25 protein-coding genes and 1 tRNA gene are annotated in these 22,680 nt (G+C 49.1%); 9 read left to right on the top strand and 17 right to left on the bottom strand.

The genetic code is table 11. The features are described from left to right. Positions 1-43: 43 nt before the first annotated feature. Complete coding sequence (locus tag AC6I8B_RS02615; RefSeq protein ID WP_497816129.1) at positions 44-976, bottom strand: COG2958 family protein; 933 nt, start codon at positions 974-976, stop codon at positions 44-46. Positions 977-1,404: 428 nt separating this feature from the next. Here AC6I8B_RS02615 and AC6I8B_RS02610 point away from each other — a divergent pair, with 428 nt between their 5' ends. The 4 genes from AC6I8B_RS02610 (at position 1,405) to AC6I8B_RS02595 (ending at position 3,981) form a co-directional block, all read left to right on the top strand. Next, positions 1,405-2,457 (top strand): hypothetical protein, encoded by a 1,053-nt coding sequence (locus AC6I8B_RS02610; RefSeq protein ID WP_354438978.1) that lies wholly within the window; start codon positions 1,405-1,407, stop codon positions 2,455-2,457. Then, positions 2,451-2,726 (top strand): hypothetical protein, encoded by a 276-nt coding sequence (locus tag AC6I8B_RS02605; RefSeq protein ID WP_033759756.1) that lies wholly within the window; start codon positions 2,451-2,453, stop codon positions 2,724-2,726. Before AC6I8B_RS02610 ends, AC6I8B_RS02605 begins: the two co-directional genes overlap by 7 nt. A 214-nt stretch (positions 2,727-2,940) precedes the next feature. Beyond that, the gene (locus AC6I8B_RS02600; RefSeq protein ID WP_497817734.1) at positions 2,941-3,144 is read left to right on the top strand and encodes a hypothetical protein; all 204 of its coding nucleotides are present in this window, start codon (positions 2,941-2,943) and stop codon (positions 3,142-3,144) included. A 627-nt stretch (positions 3,145-3,771) separates the two neighbouring features. Further along, the gene (locus tag AC6I8B_RS02595; protein WP_138919693.1) at positions 3,772-3,981 is read left to right on the top strand and encodes a hypothetical protein; all 210 of its coding nucleotides are present in this window, start codon (positions 3,772-3,774) and stop codon (positions 3,979-3,981) included. 91 nt (positions 3,982-4,072) lie between these two features. Here AC6I8B_RS02595 and AC6I8B_RS02590 read toward each other — a convergent pair whose 3' ends face one another. The 6 genes from AC6I8B_RS02590 to AC6I8B_RS02565 form a co-directional block, all read right to left on the bottom strand. Further along, positions 4,073-4,894, bottom strand: a complete 822-nt coding sequence (locus tag AC6I8B_RS02590; RefSeq protein ID WP_010671757.1) for a hypothetical protein — start codon at positions 4,892-4,894, stop codon at positions 4,073-4,075. Positions 4,895-5,785: 891 nt separating this feature from the next. Continuing rightward, positions 5,786-8,116 carry a phage/plasmid primase, P4 family gene (locus AC6I8B_RS02585; RefSeq protein ID WP_497817581.1) on the bottom strand — a complete coding sequence of 777 codons (2,331 nt, stop codon included), beginning with the start codon at positions 8,114-8,116 and terminating at the stop codon, positions 5,786-5,788. A gap of 14 nt (positions 8,117-8,130) precedes the next feature. After that, a complete protein-coding gene (locus tag AC6I8B_RS02580; protein WP_010671759.1) occupies positions 8,131-8,454 on the bottom strand; it encodes a DUF5375 domain-containing protein in 324 nt (107 codons plus the stop codon). Beyond that, positions 8,451-8,675: a hypothetical protein gene (locus AC6I8B_RS02575; RefSeq protein ID WP_010671760.1), complete on the bottom strand. Its 225-nt coding sequence runs from the start codon at positions 8,673-8,675 to the stop codon at positions 8,451-8,453. Before AC6I8B_RS02575 ends, AC6I8B_RS02580 begins: the two co-directional genes overlap by 4 nt. Then, positions 8,672-9,211 carry a host cell division inhibitor Icd-like protein gene (locus AC6I8B_RS02570; protein WP_497817733.1) on the bottom strand — a complete coding sequence of 180 codons (540 nt, stop codon included), beginning with the start codon at positions 9,209-9,211 and terminating at the stop codon, positions 8,672-8,674. The genes AC6I8B_RS02575 and AC6I8B_RS02570 overlap by 4 nt, the downstream gene beginning before the upstream one ends. A gap of 28 nt (positions 9,212-9,239) precedes the next feature. Then, positions 9,240-9,494 carry a helix-turn-helix transcriptional regulator gene (locus AC6I8B_RS02565; protein ID WP_029519472.1) on the bottom strand — a complete coding sequence of 85 codons (255 nt, stop codon included), beginning with the start codon at positions 9,492-9,494 and terminating at the stop codon, positions 9,240-9,242. Between the two features lie 532 nt (positions 9,495-10,026). Here AC6I8B_RS02565 and AC6I8B_RS02560 point away from each other — a divergent pair. Together AC6I8B_RS02560 and AC6I8B_RS02555 are read left to right on the top strand one after the other, a co-directional pair. Then, the gene (locus AC6I8B_RS02560) at positions 10,027-10,302 is read left to right on the top strand and encodes an ogr/Delta-like zinc finger family protein (RefSeq protein WP_010671763.1); all 276 of its coding nucleotides are present in this window, start codon (positions 10,027-10,029) and stop codon (positions 10,300-10,302) included. 17 nt (positions 10,303-10,319) lie between these two features. After that, positions 10,320-11,132: a phage polarity suppression protein gene (locus AC6I8B_RS02555; protein WP_010671764.1), complete on the top strand. Its 813-nt coding sequence runs from the start codon at positions 10,320-10,322 to the stop codon at positions 11,130-11,132. Between the two features lie 241 nt (positions 11,133-11,373). On the opposite strand, the gene AC6I8B_RS02550 is transcribed toward AC6I8B_RS02555, so the two are convergent. From AC6I8B_RS02550 to AC6I8B_RS02515, 8 genes are all read right to left on the bottom strand, one after another. Further along, the gene (locus tag AC6I8B_RS02550) at positions 11,374-12,228 is read right to left on the bottom strand and encodes a hypothetical protein (RefSeq protein WP_497817580.1); all 855 of its coding nucleotides are present in this window, start codon (positions 12,226-12,228) and stop codon (positions 11,374-11,376) included. 131 nt (positions 12,229-12,359) lie between these two features. Further along, positions 12,360-12,947 carry a DUF4276 family protein gene (locus AC6I8B_RS02545; RefSeq protein WP_497817579.1) on the bottom strand — a complete coding sequence of 196 codons (588 nt, stop codon included), beginning with the start codon at positions 12,945-12,947 and terminating at the stop codon, positions 12,360-12,362. Between the two features lie 3 nt (positions 12,948-12,950). Next, the gene (locus tag AC6I8B_RS02540; RefSeq protein ID WP_497817578.1) at positions 12,951-14,084 is read right to left on the bottom strand and encodes an AAA family ATPase; all 1,134 of its coding nucleotides are present in this window, start codon (positions 14,082-14,084) and stop codon (positions 12,951-12,953) included. Positions 14,085-14,147: 63 nt separating this feature from the next. Further along, positions 14,148-15,416 carry a tyrosine-type recombinase/integrase gene (locus AC6I8B_RS02535; RefSeq protein ID WP_497817577.1) on the bottom strand — a complete coding sequence of 423 codons (1,269 nt, stop codon included), beginning with the start codon at positions 15,414-15,416 and terminating at the stop codon, positions 14,148-14,150. 164 nt (positions 15,417-15,580) lie between these two features. Next, a tRNA-Leu gene (locus tag AC6I8B_RS02530) sits at positions 15,581-15,665 on the bottom strand. Positions 15,666-15,787: 122 nt separating this feature from the next. Then, positions 15,788-16,819 carry a DUF1176 domain-containing protein gene (locus tag AC6I8B_RS02525; RefSeq protein ID WP_497816450.1) on the bottom strand — a complete coding sequence of 344 codons (1,032 nt, stop codon included), beginning with the start codon at positions 16,817-16,819 and terminating at the stop codon, positions 15,788-15,790. Between the two features lie 149 nt (positions 16,820-16,968). Continuing rightward, the gene (locus tag AC6I8B_RS02520) at positions 16,969-17,355 is read right to left on the bottom strand and encodes an acyl carrier protein (protein ID WP_238697651.1); all 387 of its coding nucleotides are present in this window, start codon (positions 17,353-17,355) and stop codon (positions 16,969-16,971) included. Positions 17,356-17,384: 29 nt separating this feature from the next. Continuing rightward, positions 17,385-17,846, bottom strand: a complete 462-nt coding sequence (locus tag AC6I8B_RS02515) for a hypothetical protein (protein ID WP_495915048.1) — start codon at positions 17,844-17,846, stop codon at positions 17,385-17,387. Between the two features lie 377 nt (positions 17,847-18,223). Here AC6I8B_RS02515 and AC6I8B_RS02510 point away from each other — a divergent pair, with 377 nt between their 5' ends. Both AC6I8B_RS02510 and AC6I8B_RS02505 read left to right on the top strand, forming a co-directional pair. Further along, positions 18,224-19,237: an HNH endonuclease family protein gene (locus tag AC6I8B_RS02510; protein WP_033787461.1), complete on the top strand. Its 1,014-nt coding sequence runs from the start codon at positions 18,224-18,226 to the stop codon at positions 19,235-19,237. Next, positions 19,234-19,902, top strand: coding sequence for a class I SAM-dependent methyltransferase (locus AC6I8B_RS02505; protein WP_497816127.1), 669 nt, complete (start codon positions 19,234-19,236; stop codon positions 19,900-19,902). Before AC6I8B_RS02510 ends, AC6I8B_RS02505 begins: the two co-directional genes overlap by 4 nt. 104 nt (positions 19,903-20,006) lie before the next feature. On the opposite strand, the gene AC6I8B_RS02500 is transcribed toward AC6I8B_RS02505, so the two are convergent. Then, positions 20,007-21,002, bottom strand: coding sequence for a YsnF/AvaK domain-containing protein (locus tag AC6I8B_RS02500; RefSeq protein WP_083070269.1), 996 nt, complete (start codon positions 21,000-21,002; stop codon positions 20,007-20,009). A 16-nt stretch (positions 21,003-21,018) separates the two neighbouring features. Then, on the bottom strand, positions 21,019-21,420 hold the full coding sequence (locus tag AC6I8B_RS02495) for a DUF2382 domain-containing protein (protein WP_010251609.1): 402 nt from the start codon (positions 21,418-21,420) through the stop codon (positions 21,019-21,021). A gap of 624 nt (positions 21,421-22,044) precedes the next feature. Between AC6I8B_RS02495 and AC6I8B_RS02490 the strand changes: the two genes are divergently transcribed. Next, complete coding sequence (locus tag AC6I8B_RS02490) at positions 22,045-22,554, top strand: YjjA family protein (protein WP_010251612.1); 510 nt, start codon at positions 22,045-22,047, stop codon at positions 22,552-22,554. Positions 22,555-22,680 lie beyond the last annotated feature (126 nt).

The following is a 22,680-nucleotide window of genomic DNA, read 5'->3' as shown; positions in this document are numbered from 1 at the left end:
CACCAGTTCGCTATGATGTTTCTGATTGAAATATCAGAGCGACTTATCTATTCCATAGCGCTTTATGTACTTTTCCTATCTGGTGATAATCAGAAACCAGATCGATAAACTCTTTAAAATCCTTGTTCTCTACAACCAGACGATTGACAGATTGCCAGTCAATACTGGTTCGCTCCCGCGCCGGAATAAGAGTCTGGCTATTGCCGGGATCTTGCGGATTAAGCAGGATCACGCCAATACCATGCAGTGCACATAACATCTGCAGCTCTTTTTCAACACTACGTTGCTTATCTTCGTTTATTTCGGTCGCAACCAGATAGCCGAAATGAGCCCAGCTTGAATTACTCACTGCCTGGAAGATACACTCCCTGACATTGCTGCGGTTAAGCTGGCGTTTTACTTCAAATGACCACAAACGTGTCAAACGCCCTTCGCTATAGCGTACGCAGTTTTGCACAACGCTATCCCACCCCTTATCAAGGGGCTGTAAGGCAACGATGTCAGGGTAAAGCCAATGGTTTGCTCCAGGTCCTTTATTATTGCCTGAACGTCTCTCATCGATACGACGGCAAAATAGTTCTTCTTCTTCAGAAAGGTATTCAATCAGAAGCGGATAAAGTGCATGCTCGGAAAAACTTACTGTCTCAGCAGAGGGAGTCGGAGCGATATCAAAAGATGATTCTTGTTGCACACCATTATCAATTTCCTTACCCCAGTAAAATAGCCTGGGTCGCGGCTTGTCACGCGTCATAACCTGAGGACACATCGCTTTAGCCTGAACAGTTCTGGTCCCACCTACTTCAGCTGCTATTTGACTTAAGAAATCTTCATCACTGGCAAAACGAGGATTTTGACGTTTACTGGCAAGCTCTGTGCTGTATCGATCGATGATCTCCTGGGCAAGCTGACGGGCTGTGAATTGTTCATCAGGATTGGCCTGAAGAACATTGATAATCATCTGCGGACGACTCGTCATGGCTCCTGCCTTGGTATAATAATAAGAACACGGATTTTAAGATGTCACAGTGTAAAACTCCCTGATGCTCAAACCAAGATATCAATATGAAGGCTTATGGTTTGTTTCCCGTTCAACGGTATCTCTCAACTTTAAGCCTGATTCAATTGATAAGCTCCAGGCCATAATCATAAAACTGTGAGAAAAATCTTCAACTTGAATGCCATATCTCATTAGCTGTAAAGCGTTGTAAATCTTGTTTTTCCTCAATGACCTCTTTGTCAGAGGTGCCAGACAATAATTTACATGTAGTCCCAAAATACCTTTTGATTAGTCGCCTGGATATCGCCAGACACTTCACTCTTCTTAAATGAAGGGATAGTCTTAAACCTCACTCAACATCGGTCGTTTTGTAAGCTGTGTGCAATGGTAGCGCTAATAGGGACATTATGCTTCATCACTATCAGGCAAAATCAGCGAATGATATCTACCTTGATGACTTTCCCGACATCATCCACCCGGATATGGCAGTGCGTTACCTTGAGGAGACCGCTCGGCCAAATAGAATCATCCGGGAGTGGGATTTACCGGGCAATTATGGTCTTTTTGTCAGCCGATATCGTCAGTTCCACTTTCAGCAGCCCTGGATGGCGTACCGAGACGTGCTGGATGACATTCGATCCGGGAAGGTTGTTTTACTGGGAAATGACGCAATTGGTCATGTCATAACGGGGGTGCAAACATCCTCTGGCAACCTCCGAAATGACCTGCCTTTGTTTCTCCACTCCCGGCTTAGCTACCTCATCACACATCAACTAAAACGTCCGGTGTACTGCGTTCTTCCGTCAGCACCCATTCAACATGCTCAGGCTGCAAAAACCATCAACAGTAAAGCAGCGGGTCGGCTTCTGGCCGCTGGGGGTGTTTACAACGGCAATATTGAGGGATTCAGGAAGACCGCAGAGCAACTCGGCGGGGATGCACCAGCGGGTTACGAACAGGTCATGGATAACAAGGGGTTACTTATCACCGGTGCATCTGTTGCTGCCGGGCTAACAATGGGAAGAATGCGATTTCCTGAGTTAGAGAAACCAGAAGTATTCGGGGCTAAAGGCACATTTACGTCAAGAACATTTGACCCAGAAAAAGCAGGTGGGGCAATAGAGCACCTGACAACAGACGGAATAAAAATCACTCATGAAGGGATTCAAATCGTAGAAAAACACATATCACGGTTTGATCCCGATCCTGGCAACGACTTTATGGTTTCCAGATTGAAAAAAATTGCAAACGGTGAAATACCTCCTGAAAAAGTAGACTTGAATTACTATACTCATGAGTGTCGAGAATATCAGCGTTACTGTAATTTAGGTTGGGAAACAGGCAGGCCAGCCGATGACATTGAATCTTATGATTTATGGAACAACACGCACACTGCAACTCTCGAAGATTATAGAATAACTGGCGATGACCTTTATCATCCGGATGCCCCATCATGGTAAACAACACTGAACTAAACATTCTTAAGCTGTTAGCTTCAAGAAATGACGTAAATTGGAATTGGTATAATCTTGATCGCGCTATGTCAAAGCGAAAAATGGATGGAGTGGGTAATGTTGCACGGCTTATTAGGGGCTTATCCGAAGCGGGATTAGTTGACATAATACCAAGAACCCCAGCAGGTATGGATCACTATCAGATATCAGAGCAAGGCTCTCGACTTCTGGAAGAACTTGATCATCAAGATTTAATCCAGACCGATTTATCATAACAGTCGTTTCAGGAACCGCCTCAGAAGCTCTGTTGGCGGTTCAGCCATTCATTTTTGGTTAATGGCTTGATGAAGTATCTCGCCTTAAAACATTCCGGGAAGGCGTCATTCACACTTGGCATAATTTCTCATGATATCAAAGAAATACGTGTTAACCACTACAAAGCTCAACGTCCTGAAAATCACGGCAGGAAAAGACATAGACTGGACATGGATGATACTGGATCGCACCCTTGCTACACGGGGTATTCCCGGATTTAGCAATGTTGCGACGATAGTAACCAACCTGATGAACGATGGAATGGTAGATACTGTTTATAACGAGACCTCATCAAAACCAAGGTATCGCGTATCTGAGCAAGGACACCAGTTATTGGGGCAAATCGGCAAGGTTATAAACCCATCCGATATCCCATGATTTGTGGCTAATTATTATGGATACGAGACATCTCAGGCTTTGCTGTATGGACCTTCATATAACCATGGCTACGAAAAATCTTTCTTCCGGATCATGTGCAGGTAAAACCTTATCGAAACGGGATGGACCCCAAGATCTGCCTGCATCCATTACCTGATGGGGATTGAGGCAGGTTGATTCAGGCTTTGGAAGCATAAATCCCAGACACAAAAAAAGCCGCCCTTGAGCGACTTTAATTTCCATACCTGGTGCGAAGGCCGGACTCGAAAACATACGCAAGTAACTGAACTTAAATAATTAAATAATGAAGAAATTTAAGATGCCCCCTTTTGTGCCCCCATATTACTTTGCATCCATTAGTCTTAAACCTCACATAACTGTATAAATTTCAATCTATTTTTGACTGATTAGGTTGCGAATAGCGAATCCTGACTGGGTTTGCATTCACTTGACTACCTATTTGCATTCTACTTGGCTGCCTGTTTGCATTTATCTTAGTCGTCTCCAACTAAAAATGCAGACAAAGCCCTACTTAATTGATAGGCAGCTTTGAGAGATCAGTAGGCATTCGTAATGGAGTCGCCATAAATGTTCTAACAATACCGCGAGTAAACCAACAGGGAACAGGTGAGCAAAGTAAACTACGCACCCATTCACCGTTATTTGCTATTTACTTTGATGTTTTTGGGCATTGCGCCGGATTTTAGCAGCCAAAATGCCCGTCATTCAATTTCGTGCATAGCCATGTGCAACCGCGCAGAAATCATCAGGCGTATTATTCGCGATATGGACAGGGAAGGTGCCGAAAATGACCCTGTGGCCGAAACATCGCGCTAAGGCGTCCGAATATTTTTTCGGTAAATAACGAGAACTGATAGAGACAGTAATTTCCTGTAGAGCAGTCCTCTTGTCTCGTATCTCTCGTTTGTTAAGAGATATCCATATTTTTTGGTGTTTTTGTTCTTGATATAAACTTCATGACGACCGGCGTTAACGCATAAATAGCGCCGCTAATTATCATAATCCATCCCGTCATATAGTCTTTATCGCTAATCGTGAGAAAACTTTTGCCAAACGAATCAAACTTAGTGATGAAGTCTTCTTGTCCTTCCTTTTTCATGCTCGCTACATGTAATGATGCAAGCCCACTTATTATCATTAAAAAGCCCATCACTGGGATAATATAGTAGAATTTTTTAGGTTTTTTTGAGGGGGTAGTAGAGGTTATTTTCCCTTTGTTTATAAACCCACCTTTTACGCCTTTAATTGTACACGACAATATTGGTTCATTGCTGTTGCTAGTGTGTATCAACTCTACGCATACACCATCTTTGTAGTCTAAGTAATTAAATTCGACTATAACCCCGCCGTTTTCAGACATGTTAGTAGTTGACACTATGGATTCATTTGTTTTGCTTTTTATTTGGTGACTTAGAATTTCGCCATCTTCAAAGCTTATTGTTAATGGCTTTTCCCTCAGGATTACTGAGTTATCCAAATAATGCTTACCATCATTCCATATTGCAACCACAGTTCTTTTTACGTTATCTACATTCTTACCTAAGAAAAGTATTTCTATATTTTTTGATGCCTCACTTTCTTTCTTTCCAACAATAATATTTGTGCTGTATTGATAACATGGCACAGTGGTTTTATAAGATTTAATGAAAAAGACAAAGCCGAAAATAAGGCCCAATATACCAATTAAGCTTCCGACCCATCCAAAATTTAGCCAAGAAAAAAAATCCATTATTCATCCTTTTTTGTTTTTTAACTTAAATAGAAATTGTTGGCAGGGCTTATCTCATGTCCTTGAAACGAAAAACCGCCTTTGCGGAGCGGCATTTCGCAGGTTCTCTGAGTTTGCGGCTCTTTGAACCGTGGTAACAGTCTTGTACGAGACGTGGCACCACATGTGTCCTTCCAGTGTAGCTATAGGCATAGCGGCACTTCAAGAAATCTTACAACAGCTCTCACACATTCTGTCTACCAATCGCGATTTTTCGTACCTTTTAGATTTGAGCATCAGACGATAGTTATCGAAATGAGCGCGGTAGTCGGACTATAGGGTTCGTACACATTGCAGCTTGGAGCGAACTGCTACGATCAACTCCCGCCGCTTGATACACAAAGATCTTAGTAATTTTTGCTTCTGGCACAGGCTATATGAAAACTATTATGGTCACTTAAACTCCTAAAAAAACAGGGCTAAAAACTGCACTCAAACGTAAAATTTGGCTCAGCTAACTAGTCGAGAAATTTCAGTTTTTGAATTTATGCATGCACTTAAGTTTTGGGTTAGGGTTTTCACACCGCTTGAGCACATAGCAGACGCTCAGACGAAACTCTTTCACCGTCAAATCTGTATGGCCAGATTTTGTTGGCGGTGATCAGGCAATTTGCAAATGTCGCCAAGTAAAATGCAAATGGATCGTCAAGTCAGGTGCAATTAAGCACCTAACCAAAGAAGCATTGGTGTAAAAATAAGATTTTACGAAAAATGCTTCACACTGTTCACCCTTCACTTTTATCTATATTAAACAACCCATTAAGTGGTGATGAATAGGTGAAGTGTGACAGATATTTTTCACCGGTGGTGAAGCATGAGCGTAAAAAAACCGGCTTTCGCCGGTTCTGATAGTCATGCCGCTGCAGGGGCGTCGCACTTCGGCAGCCAGTCGGTGCTGCTTTCTTCCGTCAGATCAAGGTTGGTCTGTATCCCCAGCTTAGTGCGGCGCTTCATATAGTGCTGTCCGTACTCCCGCATGATGCTTTCCAGTGACAGGCCGAACATTTTCATGCTGAGCGGATTCTTGTAGCCGTTGGCCTCCATATAGGCCAGATAGGCATGGTAAAGGTAACGCCTGGGCTGAAGCGGCCTGATGCTGGCGTTCCCCATGTAAAGCGCGTTTGGCTCCGGCGTGGTGAACAGGTAGCCGCAGAAGTCCACCATCGGGTCCGCATCACGCTTGATGCGCATCGCCTCGTCAGAGTTCTGCTGCGACTGAAGCAGCGACCGGGCCTGCTGTGGCTGGCTGAACTGCTGCATCAGCTGGCGCACAATAACGGCCAGCTCACCGCTGATTTTTTCCTTCAGCTGCGGATCGCGCTCGTCTGCCGGGATAATTTCCGGGAAGTGCAGTATCACCCGGCGGCGCGACACGCCCCCGCTGCGGTCGGTGAAGCGCATCGGATTGTTGTTCACCGCCAGAATCACCGCCGGAATGTGGGTCGAATAGGCGTCGCGATACTTCGGGTCTACTGAGACCGCATCGCCGCCGGTAATAGCCTTGATGCCCGCGCCGTCGCCGCTCCATTTTTCCTGGTCGGGAAGGATAATCAGCGAGTAGCCAATCACTGCCGCGCGTTCGCGCGACGACTCCAGCGTTTCAATGGTCGCGGAGGTAGTGTTGTCCGTTCCGGCCAGCATGGTGGCGATTTCCGCCATGATGCTTTTACCACTGCCACCGGGTCCGGTGACCTCCAGAAACAGCTGCCAGTCATAGCGGTTCGCCAGCACCATAAACAGCGCGGCCAGAATAATGTCGCGTTTGGCCGGGTCCCGTCCGGCAGCGCGGTCGAGCCACTGCCAGAAGTGCGGCGCATGCTCTGCCAGCGTTTCACCCTGAACGGGCTTTGTGTAGTCCACCTCGCTGACCGTGCGCAGCCAGAAGTCTTTACTGTGCGGGCTGAAGCCGCCGGTGCGGGTGTCCAGCACGCCATTACGGAAGCCAATCAGGCGGCGCGCCGGGTCGGCCTGCTGCGGCAGCATCAGCTTCAGCGTGTCCACTACGCCCGAAATCTTGCCCGCCGAAAACGGCGCGCGCAGGCGCTGAAACAGCTTCGCCACGTCGCGCTCAAACTGCTTCCCGGAAATCACCTTCCACGCGCCGGAGCGGTAGCGTGACAGAATTTCCCCGCTGGCGTCCACGGCCAGCGCGCTGCGGTAGTGCTCCGCCACGCGCTCCGCCTTTTCACTGGCGCTCATGGCTGAAAATTCCGCCTCGCTCATTACGTCGAACGGACTGGCGGCAGGCGGCGTGGCGGCTTCGGTCAGCGCCAGCCGGGTGCTTTCCTCACCGTGCTGCATGAAGGCGTCATTCCAGTCACCGAACACCGGCGGCAGGGCCACGGCGGCGCGACTGGCTTCGGCTGCCTGCCTTGCTTTAGTCTGGCCGTCGCCGTTCAGGTCGCGGTCGGCTGCAATCAGCAGCGGCAGTGCGGCGTGCTTTTCACGGGCAAGGCCAGCCAGAGAAAGGAGGTTAACGGACGACAGGGCAATCCACACCTCATCCCCGGTCAGGTTGTGCACCGTCAGGCCGGTGGCGTAGCCCTCCGTCAGCCAGATGCGCGCTGCCGGTTTGCCGGTGCTGAGGACGTGGCACGCGCCTTTTACCTGTCCGCCCTTCAGCGTGCGCTTCTCGCCCGCGGCGTTAATCAGCTGCACGTTGACCAGCTGGCCGCCCGCATCATGGAGGGGAACGAGCAAATCACCGGCGCGATAGGCCGTGAGCGCGATTTTCTGCGGCTTCGCCAGCGTCAGGCAGGACTGCTCCGGCCAGCCCTTACGGGACAGGTAGGCGTTGCCGGTTGCCTGCTGCGCGGTGCTGACCAGCTGCCGGGCCTGCTTTACGGCGGCGGCGCGTGCGGCTTCGTTATCTTCGCCCGCGCTGGCGACAGGCGTGCTGTCCATCGGTGGCAGGCTGCCGGTCAGGCCGTTTACCCGCGCGGCGGCTTCGGTCAGGCTCAGTGAGAGGGCCTTTTTCACCAGGTCTATGCCGTCACCGGCACCGCACTGATTACAAATCCACGTGCCGCGCCCCTCCTGGTCGTCAAAGCGGAAGCGGTCGGTTCCGCCGCATACCGGGCAGGAGGTATGGCGGTTCTTCACCACCTTCACGCCCAGTGCGGGAAGGATACGGGGCCACTGGCCCTGTGCGGCTTTTGCCGCGTCTGATACGGTCATTTTCATTGTTCTTTTCTCCCTCAGTGCAGCACCGGCGCGTCTTTGAGACGCCCGCAGAGTTCATCCATCACCACCTGTCCCAGAAAGCTCAGGCACGGGGCCGACTTGATCGGCCCGGCGGCCAGCAGGTCGTCGAGCAGCGCGCAGGCAATTTCCTGACCGCGCTGGCGTCCGTGCTGGCGCAGATAGAAGCCTTCCAGCTCGGTTTCAATGGCGTGCTCAAGACGCGCCAGCGTCAGGCCGGGATAGCGCTTCTGTTCGCGGCAGACGGTCAGCCAGGCGCAGGCCACCGCGCGGCGGGACAGCGCGGAACGCAGTTCGGGGGAAAGGGTACGTGTGCTCATGACTCAACCTTCCCGTTCATCCAGCCGTCCTGACAGCGGTTCACCACCCCGTCCAGCTGCTCGGTGATGAGGAAAATAAGCGAGTTCAGCTGCGCCTGCTGTGTGGCCTGTGGCTGCTCGTGGCAATCCTGAAGCAGGGTCATGTCGCTGATAAAGCGCCCGGCGTTGCGCAGGTGCTCAAGGCGCAACAGGTCGGCGTGGGAAATGGTGGCGTGAGTCATGCGCGCACCTCCCTGACCGGCAGGCGGGCAGCGAGGGAAAGTATGTAATTGCGGGCCAGCGGCCGGCGGGCGGCGCGTTCGTCAGCGGCAACGGTGCGGATCATGTGGATACGCTGCTGGCGCTCGGTACGGCGCACGGCGGCAAAGACGAAAACAAACTGAGGGTATGGGGGATTAAGAACCGCAGCCATAGGGGCAAACTCCTTTGTTAGCTTTTTACAGCTACCACCAGAGTTTCCACGCTCATGGGTGGCAGCCCGGACGGGGGTGGAAATACCGGCAACAAAGGAAACCGGCCAGCCCGAAGGCTGCCCCGCCCGGGCCACCATTACGCAGAAGGCACAGCGGAAACAGAACCGCCGCCCGAAAAATGGGTGCACATGGGCACAGACACAAAAAAAGACGCATGGCGCGTCTGGTGTCGCCTTTGTTTTGCTCGGGTTTCCACGCCCGGCTGCCGATTTTGCGACAGCAGAGAGACTGTACCAGGGAATGCCCCCGGCGCGCAAGCCGGGGAACACAGGAAAATGCAGCATGGCGGAAAATCTCAACAGTTGGTGAAGATCATGCTGCGCGTGCGGCGATGCGTGCATTCATCCAGGCGCTGACCTCGCTGGCAAGCCACGCGACGTTCTTGCCGCCAAGCGATACCTGCGCCGGAAAAGCATTGCGGCTGATGAGGTCATAGATGGTTGAGCGGGACAGGCCGCAGACGTGGATCACTTCCGGCAGGCGCATAAAGCGTTCCTGGACCGGGAATGATACCGGCATGGCAGGGGCCGCCGGGGCGGATGAATGAGCGTTTAAAGTCGTGTGCATGAGCTACCTCTTATGTATCCGTTAAGCGCCGCACAGGTGTGTACGGCATCGGGTAGCTCTTTATTTTGCGAATATTTTTGCCGGTGACAACAACAGAAATCTGTCTGACCGGTCGCACAAAAACCACATAAAGCATGGGTGTACGAGAACAGTACTAAATAGTACTAAAGAGGGATAGTAAGGTTTTATCCAATAACTTTAAGTTTGCTTCAGTCGAATTTTAAAAACTACTCATTCTAAAGGGCAAATAAGGCCGGAATCCCGGCGATGATCAATGGTGAACAGAGGGTGAAGGATTACTTTTTCACTCTTCACCTCTTAATTTACTGTATTTACTATTTTTTTCTCTCTGGTGAAGAATAGTGAAGGATTTATATAAAACTGAAAGCTGATAACAGGCTTCAGTGAGACCTTTTCCTGGCTCGCCAGAAGTAATGCTTTTGTCTGGTCCGTCATACAACGCTCTCCGGTAGCAGCCACTGTGCCAGACCCGGCACAATTGACTTACTGAAACCAGCCGACAGGAAACGAGATGGCCCTGAAATGTCCCGAATGTGGTCAGGTAGCCCACACCCGCACCAGCGCTTATGAAGCGCCCTCTGTAAAGCGTACCTGGTACCAGTGCCAGAACCTTGACTGCTCCTGCACCTTCACCGCGCTGGAGAGCGTCGAGAAAATCATCATGAAGCCGCACAGGCCCGCAGCGGCAGAGCCGGAACCGCAGAATGACGTGCCGGTTCGTCAGCCGCAGACGCTGGGCCGCTATGGTTCAGCCAGTGCCCGCAAAGACCGCCACGCACAGCCCTGAAAGAGAGGAAAAACAGCATGACACAGCAGCAGATGACCGACGAACAGATTCAGGCCGCCGGTAACCGTATCGGTACGGCGCAGGCCAGAGCACAGCGCCCACTTAAGGAAGCCGGATGGCTCCTCCGGTTACCCGAGGCCGACGTTATCAGCCACACCACCGAGCTGGTAAAGGGGCTGTCCTCTGAGTGGCGGTTGCGTATTGAAGACCTCAATACAAAGATGCTGGGCTGGCTGGAGGCAAGACAGACCGAAAACGCCGCTACTGAAAATCTCAGCGGGCTGCGCCAGCGTAAGGCCGAGATGGAGCAGGCAAGCCGGGACAACCGGGCACGCTTCCGTGAACTGCTGGGACAGAATGGCGGCAACGTCACGCCGGAGATGAAGGCGCTGCGGGCGGAGTATCTGGAGCAGCAGGAAACGGCATCAGACCTTGCCGGGCTGATTGCCGAAAAGGAAAAGCAGCTGCCGGTGCTGGCAGACGTAACCGGGCGTAAGGCTAACGCTTACGTATTCTGTCATGAGGGCATCACGGATGAGCGTATTGATACGCTGATTGATGACTTCTTTATCATTCACGGCGCAGAGCTGAGCAGCCTGCTCAGGATGAAGTACAGCCAGTTTGAACGGAATGGCTCAACGCATGCACCGGGCGTTATCGAAGGCGCGAACGATGCCGACACGCTTTACCGCGTATATGTCCAGAACCTGATTAAGCGATGGACGAGCGTAAATCAGCCGCTGATGTTCCGTGATGACGTGCTGAGCGTCAGCGGTGCGCATCCTTTCCGGGGAGCCAGAACCGACCGCCGCAAGCGTAAACTTTTCTGAGCCGCAGACTCAGGAACTCACCGAAGCCCGGCCCGTGCCGGGCTTTTTTACGTCCGTTGCGTGAGTGCATGTCTATGCTGCATGGAAACGCATGAGTCTCCGGCACTCGGGAACGGCAGGCAAGGCCAGCAGCGGCGCGGCTCAGAGCTAATCATGCAGGTGCATGAAAACCGCTGCATAAAGCGGGCAGGCGTGGCGGGGCTACGAGCGCGCGCAGAGCCTGAAAACAATGCGAATTCTTTCAACTAACGGTCAGGATTTTTTTCTTAAAAAAATTCTCAAATTCGTTCTTATCACCGTTAAAAATTTCCATTAAATCATTGGAATCAAGAATTATGTTCATCACAGTTCTTAGATAATTATCTAACTTGACACTCATTTGTGGTATGAACTCAACCTTACTTGATTTCAAGCTATCTCCATGCGTCACCTTAGAGCGAACATTATAAAATGATTTGATATCGTCAAAAGTCGCTATTGGGTCATAGCCATAATCTCTTAAAAAAATAGCTATTCTTTCTGATAGCTTGTGAGACAATTCAGAACTATCAGTAGAAAACAAACTTTCCAAAGCACTACAATAATGTGCGATCTTCATTGCGGGGTTGAATTCCCTTTTAGCTGCTTTAACAAAGTTATACGCTCTTCCATATCTTGAATACTTTGAATCCAAAAAAGAAACAAAAATTGTGGAGTTATTGCCATAGAGATAACTTTGCAGCCTATTATTGACTTCTTCCCATTTTACAAGTTCGTCATGACTAAAGTCAGTATCAACAAAACGATTTCCATCAGCCAGCGTGTGTAAGCTCATAAGGCTATTATTAGTCCAATGCGATAAATTTTTTTTGTCGGTCTTATTACAGTACGCTATCTCACAAAGAATGCAGTTATCTTTTATCAGCCAAGAGCTGTAAACCAACATATCGATCCATAACAACCAAGCCATAAGTGCTTCATGACTTCCGCGGTGAGATTCAAAAAGCTCATTTGAAAATTCCGCATAAATAACATGATTAGCTTCATAAAAATGGTTAAACTCTATCAACCCCGAATTAGACTTGAATTCTTTTGATAGAATCTTTCTTATTTTCATTCTTTCTCTTACAGCTGTAACCCCAGGAAGCAGATCGAAATCCTCAAAATTACCTCCAATTATTTTAAGAAATCTGAATGTCGTGTAGAATCTGAATATCATAACCCACCCTTATAAAATATGGAAAAGCATCACAAGGAATCTATCAAATCTGAAACCACCTTTAAACTTGGTGAATACTCAATAGCTCGATTAAGATCCCATCTGCTCCATATAAAATCAATAAGCAAAGTATTATATGAAATCCCCACCTTGGCAGCAGCGCCTTGCGAAGGCGCAATACCTTTTCTTATAATTGAATTCTTTGAGTTACGTGCTAAATTCACTATTTTTTCTTTTGGGTCAAGGAGTTGCTCAGGGCTCCTATCAATCTTTTCTTTAGAAACATGTAGGAAGTTCGCTAACCCTTCACGATCTGCCAGAATCCAGCTTTCAACCTCTCTTACAGAAATTAAAACATGAAGAGATTGTTGTTTATTGGCTAAATACCCTTCAATTTCTTGAACATAAGCATCTTGCGAGGGCTTTAAATCAAGGTCGAAAAATACCAGAACGTTATGAGTCCGAGAAAGCTGATTAAAATTATTTAATTTACTAACTAAAAACCCGCAACCTTTCTTTCCCAGCCGGTGCAATATTTCAAACCTACCTTTAAGAGATAGCATCTTCAAGACTATTTCTTCTGTTAGGGCATCTTCCGTTGCAATTGAAATTTTCATATTTTATATCCCTGTAATTCTCTTGATATCATAGGGAGAAGTCTGGGGTAACATAATATCGGCTGGAGAAAAACCGGCCCTCATAGCATCTAGTTCTTCTTCTGTAGGCGATCTTGCGGTTGTGCCATTTTCAGTCGCGACGAATAATATGATATTATTACCATCGATATCATTACTTAACAGAGGAGTACTATGTGTACTTATTATTATTTGTTTCTTATTTCGTGCCCCCCTAAGAATATTTTCAATAATTTCAGGAATATATCTCACAATCTCACTGTTAAGTGATAACTCAGGCTCTTCCAATAAAAGCAATTGCCTTTTTTCCAATAATGACCACATTAGACCGATTAAACGTAAAGTTCCATCAGAAAACTGGTCTTCTTTTTGCCATCCCGCATTAGGTCTCCAGTGTTCATAACGAGCTTCAAGGTGTGGTTGACCTGATTCATCTCGCTCAAACCTTAATTCTTTGAACTGAGGAACTGCAATGGATAGCCCTGCCTGTATTTTCTTCAACCAAGCATCTCGGGTTCGACTTTGAGTATTAGCCAATCTATCTAAAAAACCCTGGCCAAATGGATCATCCTCAATTTTGTTTACACCAATTTCTTTTGCAAACTTTAATAGTTGTGGGACGATATGCAAATATGTAATCGATGAGAAAAATGTTGCTATTGGCCTAAAGTCTTGATTTGCTAGTATTTGTTCTAGATATGTTTGTGTAAGCTGAACCGCATCTAACGCATCTTTATCATTTGGTCGCGATAGAATTTCGATTCCATTCTTGGTTACTTTTTCACGCGTAACATTTATAAGTTGCTTGCCTCGACCAGAGGCTTTAAAAATTAAATCATAAGTCCATACATCACTATCTTCAGACAGCTCAAGTGAGATAGCCACCTCAGTATCGTTACGTGCTTGCAAGCATCGTAACTTAGTAATTCCCCCACGATCATTTACAGCTTTTTGCAGCCCTCCACCATCCTTACAGAGATCACTCATAAATCTAAAAACATCAAGAAAGTTAGATTTACCTACCGCGTTTGGCCCTATAACATACGCACGATCGTTTAAAGCAACATTTATATTTCTAAAGTTCTTCCAGTTTTTAAGTTTAACTCTAGTAATATTCATTAATTACCTCGTTTATTCCGTTAAAGTTAGGATATTAATTGGCTTAAAATACTAAGCACTATGTCACTTGATACTTACATATAGCTGGCCAAAATCATATGGGGTTTTGAAAAAACTTCGATTCGCATCTAGATAGTCTGCCCACCATTGAACCATTAAGAAACGCTCCTGTAGATGCTCTGAAGTATGGGTGTAAGCAGCTCTAACGCTATTACGCTCGGTATGACTTAACTGCCGCTCAATAGCATCATCATTCCACAATCCTGATTCACCCAACGCACCACGAGCCATCGTTCTGAAACCATGGCCGCACACCTCGGTTTTCGTGTCGTATCCCATAGCACGCAAGGCGTTATTGAGCGTGTTTTCACTCATCACTTTTTTTGGGTCGTGGTCACCAGGAAACAAACGTGGGTTATCACCGCTAAGTTGCTTTAGCTCGTTAAGTAAAACCAGCGCCTGCCTACTTAACGGAACAATGTGTTCCTCTTTCATCTTCATACCACGATGTGAGTAACGTACACCTTCAATTTCCTCACGCTTTGCCGGAATACGCCAGTATGCTCTGTCAAAATCGAACTCATCCCACCGAGCAAAGCGCAGCTCACTGGAACGGACAAAAGTCAGTAATGAAAGCTCTACGGCAATACGCGTCATAATTCGCCCACGATATGAGGCAAGGCGCGCAAGAAACTCAGGAAAACGGCTGAAGGGTAAGGCGGGATAATGACGAGCCTTTACCGTAGAAAGTGCCCCGGCCATATCAACAGCTGGATTAGATTCAATATAATCGTTCTGCACGGCATAGCGCATTATCGCCGTAACACGCTGCTGGAGACGCTGAGCGACATCATGTCTGCCACTGACATCAACGGCCTTAATAGGTGCTAACAGCTGGCTGGTTTTCAGCTTACGAACATCTGCTGAACCAATATGAGGAAAAATATACAGTTCGAGATAGCGCAGGATCCTTGAACGATGGTCATCACTCCAGCGCTTATTACTGGCATGCCATTCGCGGGCTATCGTTTCAAAAGTATAAGCCCCTGCATTTTCAGCCTGGGCTTCTTTCTGTTCAGCTTTGGGGTCAATCCCTTGCCCTAATATTTTTTTGGCTTCATCACGCTTAGCACGCGCCTCAGCAAGCGTGACTGTCGGCCAGACTCCAAAGGCAAGCCGGTCCTCTTTTTTGTCGGCTGGCCGTCGGTACTTCATACGCCAGTACTTTGATCCTTTGGGAGTGACTTCAAGGTACAAACCGCCACCATCAGCCATTTTATAGGTTTTTTCTTTAGGCTTTGCAGTATCGACTTGGCGGGCGTTCAGCTTCATTTTGGGGGCACATTTCTTATCGAAGTGGGGATGCCCCCAATTATGCCCCCAGCAGAGTCTGGATTGCAACGGATGCGCTCGGACGATGCCGGATAATAAAATCAGCCTGCATGTTGATTTTAAAGGTTTATTTGCACTTCCTCGGACGAGGATGGACAGGATACTGGTGCCGAAGGCCGGAATCGAACCGGCACGCCTCGCGGCGGTTGATTTTGAATCAACTGCGTCTACCGATTTCGCCACTTCGGCACTGAAGGGTATGCGGAAAACGTTGAGGATTATACCGTTACCCCCTGTTTCCGCAACCCTTATCAGCAGGCGAATGTGCAACTGCTGAAAAAACCGTCTCTTGGGTTCTCAGGTTCACCTGTCTAACCCGAAACAGCCTTCACATCCGTCACCAGCGTCGGCAGATCCCAGGTGCCGCCTGCATGGATATAACGACACATACCGGTCCCGCCGTCATAGCTTTTGCGAAAAGCCTTGCCGTCCCACACCCAGCTTTCCTGGCTCATACAGTCTCCGATACCCCGGCCTTTCTGCACACTGGTAATTTCGCCCTTGTCGTAATTCGACCCGGAGATGGTCACCAGTTCAGGCTTGCCTTTCAGCTGGTTATCAATGACCCAGTAGCCATATCCTTCGTTATAAGCGGCCCGCCAGCAGAGCGCCGAAAGCAAAGCGTGTGTGTCATCCAGTGGCGTAAGCGCGAGTCCGTCGGTTTCCGGGTCACTGTTTTCTGCAGGTGAATACAGGCTATCGCACGTGTCATCGTCATTGTGATTGACCGTAGAAAGCAGGCGGGTTTTCAGCGCGTCGATTTCTGGTGCGGTCAGCAAACGGGGTTCGCCGCTGAGGGTTTTTGCCGCCTGAATAACCGGTGCGGGCACAGCCTTAGCCACGCTGCTTTCTGGTTTATTGCCCTTTTTGGTGAGCGCGCCTGGCGTGCCGATACGGCCCTGAACATCATCAGCTTTCAGCAGCACGGCATAAGCGCCTTCGCCGGAAAGCAGGAAAGGCTTTGTGCCGCCTTTAAATTCGACTTTACCGCTGCCTTTGACGGCACTGATTACCGCAGAGGTCTGACTTGCCGAAAGCCGCCAGTTATCATCAGCCGCCACCAGATCGCCTGCTGATTTCCCGTCGATCCACAGCGTCAGTTTTTCCGCCGGTGTGCTGTCATCTTCGGTATCACCCAGCGTCACTTCTCCCACTGGCTCCGTTCCTGGTCCAGCGGCACGGGTAAGCAGAATGGAGCCGGAGGGATCCTCTTCTTTGGCATAACCCGCAATGCGACAGGTCAGGGTGTTATCACAGACCACTTCCCAGTCTTTGTGCTCAAGCGTTTTTCCGCTCTGGGCGGCCTGAGCCGACAGGGAGAACGCCGCCAGTACGAAAAGCATCGGTTTACAGTTCACTTTAGTCCCTCAGGTTGTATTTCTGATATCAGTACGGGTATCACTCTTTCACCATCGGTGTGAGGGAACCCAAAGCCATTGTTAATCGCCGCCAGGCTTTGAAAAAAGGCTACGCCCCGTCCTGGGCGATGCGCCTATCGGGTAACTCTCTCTTTTTTGTTAAGCGCTTCAACCAGCACGCTATGCAGCTGGCCGACAGAGAGATCGCGGATGACAGACACAGGAATACCGCGCAGTCGTCTGCAAAGATAAACAATGCCAAAAAAATCGATGCCTTCACTATGGAAAAGATATTCGTTTTCTTTCAGAGAGAACGCCTTCCTGAAACCACCTTCTTCTGCAGAAAAGCTCACGCCGAAAACTTTTTCGACCTCCTCCAGCAATTCAACACCATCATCGCCGGTAATCCCCAAATCCTTTTCCAGCCAGGTATTTTCATCGATTATTTCACGTCTACATCCTGAAAAATCGCGGACAAAAGCGATAACGTCCGCCATTGAGGGTTCCATATCATTGCTCATGCTAAAGCGCTCCGCGCTATCCTGCCAATTTACAGTCGTCCTAAGGTCATTTCCTGCACCTCAGCCGCTGGATTAGCCTCTTTTACGGCGGCAAGAAAACCGGCAAAATTCCGATTAAAAAGGGTGTAGTTGTTCAGGACTCTGAACTCCCTTTGGGTGCTATAAGACCCGGTGACATAGCGAACCAGCCATACCCGGCGACTGCTGACTTCAGTTCCGGAAACTTTTATCCTGATAATATTTTCCAGCGGAACTTTGCAAAGCGTTTCGCCGTCACGCTGCTGATACAGGAAGTCGCTGTCATAGTAATAATCTTCCGTGTTCATGCCCAATTTTTTCAATATCGGAGTGTTAGCCGATATCTTTTTCATCTCTCCTGGAGAAGGAGGAGGCCCTTTTTTAAGGGGCAAAGGCCTGAAGCAATACCAGATGAACAAAATGAAGAAAGCTAACGACAGCAGTGAGAAAATAAAATAAACAAACTGATGCATTTAAATGACCCGACCTGTTCGGATAGCTTCTGATTATATCGAAGAAGATATGACGCCGTTATCCGTTTTTACCGCCCTGCCCGCTCATCTTTCAGTGCACTACGATCTGTCTGACGCGTACCAGCGACAGACATTGCTGCGCACCTGCCGCACAACTGAGTTGCCTGAATAAATCCGGCTATGGCCCAACGTTTTAGCCTGAGTATCCTCCCTCTACTTACCTCTCACGCTGATGTTGTCTTGATTGTCTTACAGCACCTGTTCGCCCCTAAAAACGCCCAAACTCCTCCCCACCTTTACGGTTTACATTTACCTGCATTTGTTATGTGATCCTGTTACATGAATTCCTCGAGCTGTCTCGCAAAACAGGATCCTGCATGCGCTTTTACCAGGCCGATCCCCGTCTTGAAAACTACTGGCGCGGCGTTATCCTTTTTGGCAAAAACGTCGCCTCTTATAAATTTGCCCTTGCCCATGCGCTGTACGACCTGAAGCAGCCGGACAACGACCTGATTACGCTGGAAGCGCTGGCCGTGCCTTTTGTGCGGCATTTATGCGCCCACCTGCGCCATGCACCAAAGCAGATCACCAGCAAAAGCAGCGAGTTTCTGGAGGCATGCAGACAATTCAACGCAGGCGAAATCAGCGAAGAACAGTTAATTGCCATTACCGTTAAGCGCGGGTTTGCTAACGTCATCGATGCTTTTCACAATGTGAATCACGCCGAGATCGACAAACGCTTTTTCATGGATGAACGGCGAAGCCATAAAGGCATCCGGCTGACGGAGAACTTTTATCAGCTGACGGAAAACGAACAGTTTGCCAGTCTGAAAGCGGAAACGGATGCCAGATGGCGGCTGGTAGAAGAAGCCTGGGCGATGAACGTTTCACGCAACCTGATTGCGGTTGATTATGACGATAATGACAAGATGCTTTTCAGCCGTCAGAGCGGTCGCCGCGTCACCATTACCAGCTGCCGCAGCAGCCTGAATGGCTACCAGAAAGGCCGGTGCTTTTATTGCTTCCGTGCCATTGGCGTGACGGGTGGCGAAGAGAACCTGGCGGATGTCGATCACTTTCTGCCGCTGATGCTCAGCGAGCAAATCGGCAACCTCAACGGCGTCTGGAATCTGGTGCTGGCCTGCCAGACCTGTAATCGCGGCGCTCAGGGTAAATTTGCACGCATTCCCTCAATAACACTTTTGCAGCGACTGCATGATCGAAACGAATACTTTATTAACAGTCATCTGCCACTGCGGGAGACGTTAATCCGCCAGACCGGCGCAACGCCGCTGCTGCGGCACAGTTTCCTGCAAAACAGCTGGGATACGGCAAAATTTGCCCTGCTCCACGAGTGGCAGCCAGCGGCACAGGGAGACAGCCTGTTTTGAACAACGAAGATTATTACCGGCAGAATGCTCAACGATTTTTTACGGATACGGTAAGCGTGGATATGTCTGCGCTTTACCCGCCTTTTATTGACTGTCTGCCACCGGGCGCTCGCATTCTCGATGCAGGCTGCGGTTCAGGTCGTGACGTTAAAGCCTTCAGCGAAATGGGTTTTATCGTCGAAGCCTTTGATGCCTCGGCGGAGCTGGTTGCGCTGGCCCGCCAGTTATCCGGGAAGCCTGTAGAACAGATGCGCTTTCAGGATGTTGATGCGGTTGAAACATATGACGGTATCTGGTGCTGCGCCTCGCTGCTGCATGTTTCCGAAGCTGAACTACCCGGCGTCATGACAAAACTGGCCATAGCGCTGAAGCCTGGCGGCGTAGAGTATCTCTCTTTTAAATATGGCCGCGGCGAACGGGAAAAGGACGGGCGCAGATTTACGGATATGGATAGGGCTGGGTTACAGAAACTGATCGAGAGGATTAATACTCCCGGCGGCAGCCTCCTGACTAAAAATACGATGGAGATAAAAAGTGAGGCTGGCTCTGAGGACACAGCGGTAAAGAGATTTGCTCTTGAAATAGATAAAATCTGGCAGACCGGTGATGTTCGTATCGGACGCGGCGACGAAGCCTGGCTGAATGCGATTATCAGGAAAAAATAACGCAAAAGAGCCAACCTCACGGTTGGCCCCTTCTTGCATCTTGCATGCTCAGCATCTGGCATCAGCGGTGCCCATTAGCGCCTGTTGTTGTCAGGATAAGCGCCTCAATGCGAGTGGTCGTGCAATTTATTCCCGACCTTATCCTTCACTTCGCTGGCTTTCTCACTCACCTTCTCAGTCAGGCTCTCTTTGTGGTCGCGGTTATGTGCACCTGGTGACTGCGTGCCTGCTGCGGCGGTCGCAGGTTTTACCCCTGCGGTTGTACCCGGCAGTTCGCGCTCCAGCCCACCTCGTGCATGGTCGATATCCACTTCCTGCCGACGCACCGTGTCGTTAATGGTCTCGGTACGATCGCTGCCGTCGGTACGCACCACCACTTCTTCTTTCACGTGGGTCGTTTTGTTGATCACCGGCTGCTCATGGGTCTCAGCGACCTCGACGGTTTTCTCTGACCAGTCCACTTCACCAGCCAGCGCGGGTTCATTCACCGAACGGCGGAAGATGTCAGCGTGCTGCTCATGCAGCGAGATATCTTCAGATACGGTATCGGTCACGGTATAGCGGCGAACACGAGTGGAGCCTTCGCTCACCAGACGTTTACCCACTTCCACCTGCTCTTCGGCAAGACGCAAAATGTCAGCTTCGCTCTCATCACCGGTCAGTGAGGTGCGTCGCGGTTCAACCTGGCGGTCGTTGGTCTCACCGGCAAACTGCTTACCTGCCGTCGTCGGGTTGATGCCCGGCGCGGTGGTGCCATTCTCAACCGAGCTTTGCATACGTGACGGAACGTCCACCGAGTCATGAGAATGGAGAATAGTCATGGCGCGAGCCAGCTTCTCCTCCTCGGTGCGGATAGTCAGCACTACGCCGCCCTTGTCCATCGCTCTGGTATAAACATCGGCCTGCTCTTTATCAACGGAGTGACCAAACAGACGCTGCCAGATGCTCGGATGGCGGATAGAGTGTCCTTCCTCCTGCAAACGTTCTCCACTGATAAGACTGATGTCCCGATCAGAAAAGCCTGCTTTCACGAGATTTCTTTTCGCGGCCTCTGCCTGAATTGCAGAATCGAACAGTGTTACGATTTTTTCATGTGCCATGATAGGTTCCTCTCTGTTAGCTAATTTGATCGTCATCTCTTTCAACGTTCACCTGCTGCTCACGTCGGGTCACCACTTCCTGAAAAGGAACATTCTCCTGCACTTTTCGGATGTGGATCTCCTCTTTAAGCACCAGCTTTCTGACGATTTGGATTTCTTCCTCTACTACCGGGACAATCAGTACACCGTTCTCTTCCCTGATTTCGGGCATCGTTTCAACAGGTTGCGCTTTCGCTACATGCTCAACCTCAACCTTCTCCCGGTTAAGCAGTGTACTGATGACCTCGTCATGCTCAGTTGTGGAACGGGTAACACGGACATGTCCATCCACAATCTTTTGCTTCGTCAGGGCTATTTGCTCTTCAGCGAGTTTAAGCGTGACCTCTGCATTATTATTGTGCTCTGGCTGTCCAGCCATAATATCGCTCCCGTTAAATTAAATATCTGCCACAACTGCCTGACACAGTGATACAGTGATACAGTGATACAGTGATACAGTGATACAGTGATACAGTGATACAGTGATACAGTGATACAGTGATACAGTGATTAAGCATGAACACTCTGGCTGATTTCGCAAGCCGGAATAATAAAAAATTCCGCTAACTCAATTTAATTACGGTACAAAAACCCGCATCAAAGAACAGCAATCTGGCTTAAATCACCGCTACGCTAAAAATAAAAAATAACTAAAATACATTAAGTTATATTAAGATGATTTCGCAGGTAAATATTACCAGACCAGACGCAAGCGCTTAGAAAACACGCTATAAGCAAAGCGGTAACTTTAATTTAAACCAGGACAATTCCTGATAAACAGCGTGAGGATATTAAATAATATTTCCGCGGGATGTGCTTATTACTGCCTTCAGTTAATCACTTCACAGAATAATAACACCCACAAGCATCTGAATATTTTATCGCTCTTATTACAGAAGATTCCCAAAGTGCTATTTAAGACGCTATTTATAAAAGGAAGTCAGGAACTTTCTGCCCGTCAGCCTTTCTTAGGAAAACTGAATAAGCACATACCGAGGTTGAAATGAAGCAAGCACAACGCAGTGCGTGGGGATGGGGACTGGCGGCACTTCTGGTCGCAGGCAGTGCATCAGCGGCAAGCTGGCAGGATCAGCTGAGCAGTGCAGCGTCGCAGCTCAGCCAGCAGAACAACGGCAGCACCACCGGCACCACGCAGCAGAATGGCGGCATGTCGCTTTCTACCATTACCAGCATGCTGGGTGGCGGCGATAAAGCGGTCAGCGCCAACAGCATGACCAACGCCGCTGGTGTGATGCAGTACTGCGTCGAACATAACGTGGTGAAAAACAATGTGCAGTCGGTAAAAGATCAGGTGCTGAGCAAGCTCGGTCTGAACACCACCACCGCGCAGGAACAAAAAACCGACTACACCCAGGGCGTGGCCGGTCTGCTGAATACCGGTAATGGCCAGCAGTTGAATCTGCAAAGCCTGAGCAACTCGCCGATGGGTGAGAAGCTGAAAACCAAAGCCTGTGACGTGGTGCTGAAGCAGGGCAAAAACTTTATCTCGTAATCTCCTTCCCTTCTCTCCCCTCTCTGCTCTGAGGGGAGCGTTAAACGCCCCCCATGCTGTGACGCCTGACATTCCCTTAACCTGGGGTTGAGCGCTATAGTGTTGTTTTGATTTCTACAGGACAGC

It is taken from the genome of Pantoea sp. X-Soil-ISGK-285, from assembly GCF_059730815.1.
Note: the sequence above shows the minus strand (reverse complement) of the source record. Positions and strands in the feature narration are given on the sequence as shown.